The organism is Dehalogenimonas sp. THU2, from assembly GCF_039749495.1.
Classification (GTDB): domain Bacteria; phylum Chloroflexota; class Dehalococcoidia; order Dehalococcoidales; family Dehalococcoidaceae; genus Dehalogenimonas.
The window spans coordinates 1-3,481 of record NZ_JBDLLU010000030.1 but is presented as its reverse complement, the minus strand read 5'-3'; the positions used below and the strand labels follow the sequence as shown (position 1 = coordinate 3,481).

Genomic DNA, 3,481 nt, shown 5'->3' with positions numbered 1-3,481 from the left:
TAATCGCACAGCCTGTGGAACGTACAGGCCACGACTACAGTGTAAATACCCGCTGTAGATACCCGTCTGTGAATACCCGAAAAAAACTTAAACACTATTCCCCCCTTGCCTCAGGGGTCACCCCCCTCCCCGATTGACTTTCACCCTGATCCGATTAACAACGCGACAGCTTTTTCTACCCCAAGTTGAGGCGCAAGTCTTGCCACCCGGATGGCATCCCGGACATTCTGGGTGAGCCCGTCCAGACGGCGGGCGATTTCCCCAGCCAGCTCCAGTTCGAGGCCTTCGGAGCGCACCAACACTCCTCTCACCACCGTCAGAAACTCGGCCCTCCCATAGGGATCGAGCTTTCGAATGGCAAAGCGTGACCGTAGTTCCGGCGACAGTTTTTCGCAACGGTTGGAGGCGGCGATGACTCTGAGGGGGTTGTTGATATTGAGTTCACGGCCCCTTTTAGCCCGCACCAACCGTCCGCCTTCCATCATGGTCAGCAGCGCCGCGGTATCGGCGGCGTTCATTTTGTCGATCTCGTCTATAAGCAGAATCTGCGGTTCCCGCCCGGCCACCAGGTCCCACAGCCCGGCCTTCGAAGTCGCCGAGCCGACCAGCCAGATGGCCTTTTCGCCTCCGGCTCTTTCGATGTCCCACAGAAAAAGCGTCTTAGCCAGCGCCGGTGGCCCGGTCAGGAGCACATGCACCGGCTTTTCTGCCAGAAGTGCCGCCCTGAGAAGCTCTTTCACGCCGTCATGGCCGATGATGTCCCCGAAAAGAGTGTCGGATATCTCTGGTTTTAATTCCTGGCGCGTCTCGGGAGGCGTAATTTCAGCCGAAAGAATGCTTTTACCCAGTTCGCTCAACCGGTAGCCGGTGTGGGAGTTGGAGCGAAAGACGTTATCGAGGTAGCCGTCCTTGAACAGCCGAGACAGCGTCGCCGGCCAGATCCTGACATGGCGCCAGCCCCAGCCGATGCGATAGTCGTTCTCCATATCCACCGAGTCTTCAAACCGGGCGATTTCCGAAAGCAGTTCGATGACATCATCGTTTTTCACTTTTACCACCCCCTTTCCTGGCAGATCTGCCTGAAAGCCTCGGTCACCATTTGAGTCAGGTATTCGGTGCCGCTGATGCCGGCGGTATCGGGGTGAAGCTTCCGCAGGAGATCCAGATAACGCCGCCTAGCAAACTCTTTCGAAGCGGTGCGGTCGCAACCAAGAATTCGGTACGGGTCAAGAGCAGGCTGGTTTATCGGCCTGCTTCCGCCGGCACCTGACATATCCATGCCTAGCCGCTGGGCAAAACCGATGATGGTAGCCGGGTCAGCGGCGCTGGTAAAAAGCTCCGCCATGAAAGATTGAAGCTCGCACGCCAGGTCCTGTTGCATGCGCCTTATACGGTTGAGTCTGTCTTCCATATTTACCACCAAAAATGACCGGCGAGAACTCCCAGGAAGAAACCGATGAGCATCAGCCACCAGTACTTGCCACCGAGCCTCACAAGCAAAATGCCCAGGCCGAGGAATATAAGCATATAAATCAGAGGCGCCTTTTTCTGGTCATCCCGAATGATCTCGGTCCACGGTTTGCCCCCTGCCGCTCGCCAGAGCTTTTCGTAGAGCCGGCCAAGAAAATCGATCATTTGCGATCTCCTTTCGGCTTAAGCCAGCCGCGTTCCTCGTGTGGAATTATCGACCCCAAGCGATCGAAGTTAGGACAGGCCTGGCAGATTTCGAGCGCCAGCGGTTCACCACGTGCCAGCCGGATGATGTCAATTCCACCGTTTGCGGCCTTGTCGGACAACGGAAACCCTTTGCGGCAGTAGATTCTCTTGCCGTTCACCCTGGCATGGGCACATTCATAAAGTGTCCGTTTCTTCTTCATGTCACTCCCTTTGATTGATGTTCAGGAGCCGTATTCCCTACAAAACCTTTCGAACCCTTCAAACCTTTCGCCTCACGTTTGGGCTCACGATTGAAAGGTTTTTCGAAAGGTTTTTCCGCGGTTTCAACACCTTTCACACTGTTTGAAGCTAAATCAGTTGATTTATCCGTTGTTTTTCCGAAAGGTTTTCCTTGCTCTGTAAAACCTTTCGCCGAATCCGAAGCTGTTCCGAAAGGTTCGAAAGGAATGAAAGGTTTTTCACCCGATACGGGCGGCTCAAGCTTAAGACCGTACTGCTTAACCAGACTTTCGACCCTCGCTTGATCCCAGCACACCACTCTTCGCCGGGTGGTGCTTCCCTTCTCTTTCTGAAAACCCAGTCTCCGGGTCAGCCAGCCGGCTTTCTCCGGGTTAAGAGCAGGTGACTCCTCATCCATGGCATCAGCTCTTACGGCGATGTTTTTGAGTGATAGTTCGTGCTTTTCCTGATGTAATTCGATCATGGCGGCAAGTACTCTGCCAGCGTCGCTTTCCCGGCGCCGGGTATAAAGCGACTCTTGCAGCCGGTGGACGAAGCCGCCAAGGGCCTCCGCCATGGCATGGTCGCCGTTAAGCATGGCCTTCATGGGGATGAGTATCTCCTGAAGACGCGGCTGCAGGTTCGGTTCGAGCAGCTCGTTGCCGAAGGTTTTACCCTTGAGGCGGCACAGGTTTTGCAGGCGAAAGGTTAATAGTTTTGAGCGTAACGTCCCGACCTCCTTGTCGAACGATGCCGGCAGCACCCTTGGGATGTCGTCACGGGTGAGGGGCATCATTTCTGAAGTCAGGCAGCGGCTTTCGAGGGCCTCGTCGGCGAAAGGGAATCTTGTCGATAGAAGCTTCGGGCCGAATACCTGGTAGCCTCGCGGGAACCATTTTCCGTTTTCTTTATCCGCCCGAAGGACCGGCATCCCCGGCCGATAGCCGTTATTGAGCAGCTTAACCATCTCCGTCCAGGCGGAGGAATCCTTGAAGTCGGCTTCATCAAGCACCAGCGTGCCTCTGAATTGTTCCAGGATGCGAAAGATCGGCGACGGCGTCGTGGCGCCGGAGGCGAACATCGGCCGAAAGCAGATATTTCCGACCACCTGCAAAAAGCGCGTCTTGCCGGTACCCCAGTCACCGATCACCCGGAGATACGGAATCGACGGGGCAAACTCATACACCCAGCTCAGAAGCACATAGAGTGAAGCGATCTCTTCGAAGTCAGCCGGCAACTCCATGTAGCGGTGAATGAAACTCTGCACTTCACCGAATAGTTTGGCCTGCGAATCATAAGGCGCCGCGGCGGGGGCGAAATGTACCACTTGGCCGACCAACGGGTCATTCGTTGGCAGATAAGTCACCTTCGAGGTGTCGTACTGCCACATTTTTTTGATGGCGCCGCCGGCCGAGACCATGAAATACCGGTCGTCTTCATCGACCACCATCTCGCCGACTGTGCCATCACGAAGAATAAAGCCGGAAACGTAACATTCGCGCTCTTCCTCCTCCAGCTTGAAATCAGTGACCAGCTTTTCAGCGTCGGCAAGGCAGTGTTGCAGCAGGTAGTCGTCGATACCGGT

Annotated in this window: 5 protein-coding genes; all 5 read right to left on the bottom strand. The window is 55.4% G+C overall.

From position 1 onward, the window contains the following. Nucleotides 1-140 precede the first annotated feature (140 nt). A complete protein-coding gene (locus tag ABFB09_RS09570) occupies nt 141-1,049 on the bottom strand; it encodes an ATP-binding protein (RefSeq protein WP_347001270.1) in 909 nt (302 codons plus the stop codon). 2 nt (nt 1,050-1,051) lie between these two features. Then, complete coding sequence (locus ABFB09_RS09565) at nt 1,052-1,411, bottom strand: J domain-containing protein (protein WP_347001269.1); 360 nt, start codon at nt 1,409-1,411, stop codon at nt 1,052-1,054. A 2-nt stretch (nt 1,412-1,413) separates the two neighbouring features. After that, nucleotides 1,414-1,635, bottom strand: a complete 222-nt coding sequence (locus ABFB09_RS09560; RefSeq protein WP_347001268.1) for a hypothetical protein — start codon at nt 1,633-1,635, stop codon at nt 1,414-1,416. After that, on the bottom strand, nt 1,632-1,877 hold the full coding sequence (locus tag ABFB09_RS09555) for a hypothetical protein (RefSeq protein WP_347001267.1): 246 nt from the start codon (nt 1,875-1,877) through the stop codon (nt 1,632-1,634). Before ABFB09_RS09555 ends, ABFB09_RS09560 begins: the two co-directional genes overlap by 4 nt. Beyond that, on the bottom strand, nt 1,874-3,481 hold a 1,608-nt coding region (locus ABFB09_RS09550), incomplete at its 5' end, for a hypothetical protein (protein ID WP_347001266.1). The genes ABFB09_RS09555 and ABFB09_RS09550, both read right to left, overlap by 4 nt.

Bases quoted from the DNA above. Each gene is read 5' to 3' on its own strand.
- ABFB09_RS09565 (WP_347001269.1), bottom strand. From the start codon at position 1,411: ATGGAAGACAGACTCAACCGTATAAGGCGCATGCAACAGGACCTGGCG.
- ABFB09_RS09560 (WP_347001268.1), bottom strand. From the start codon at position 1,635: ATGATCGATTTTCTTGGCCGGCTCTACGAAAAGCTCTGGCGAGCGGCA.
- ABFB09_RS09555 (WP_347001267.1), bottom strand. From the start codon at position 1,877: ATGAAGAAGAAACGGACACTTTATGAATGTGCCCATGCCAGGGTGAAC.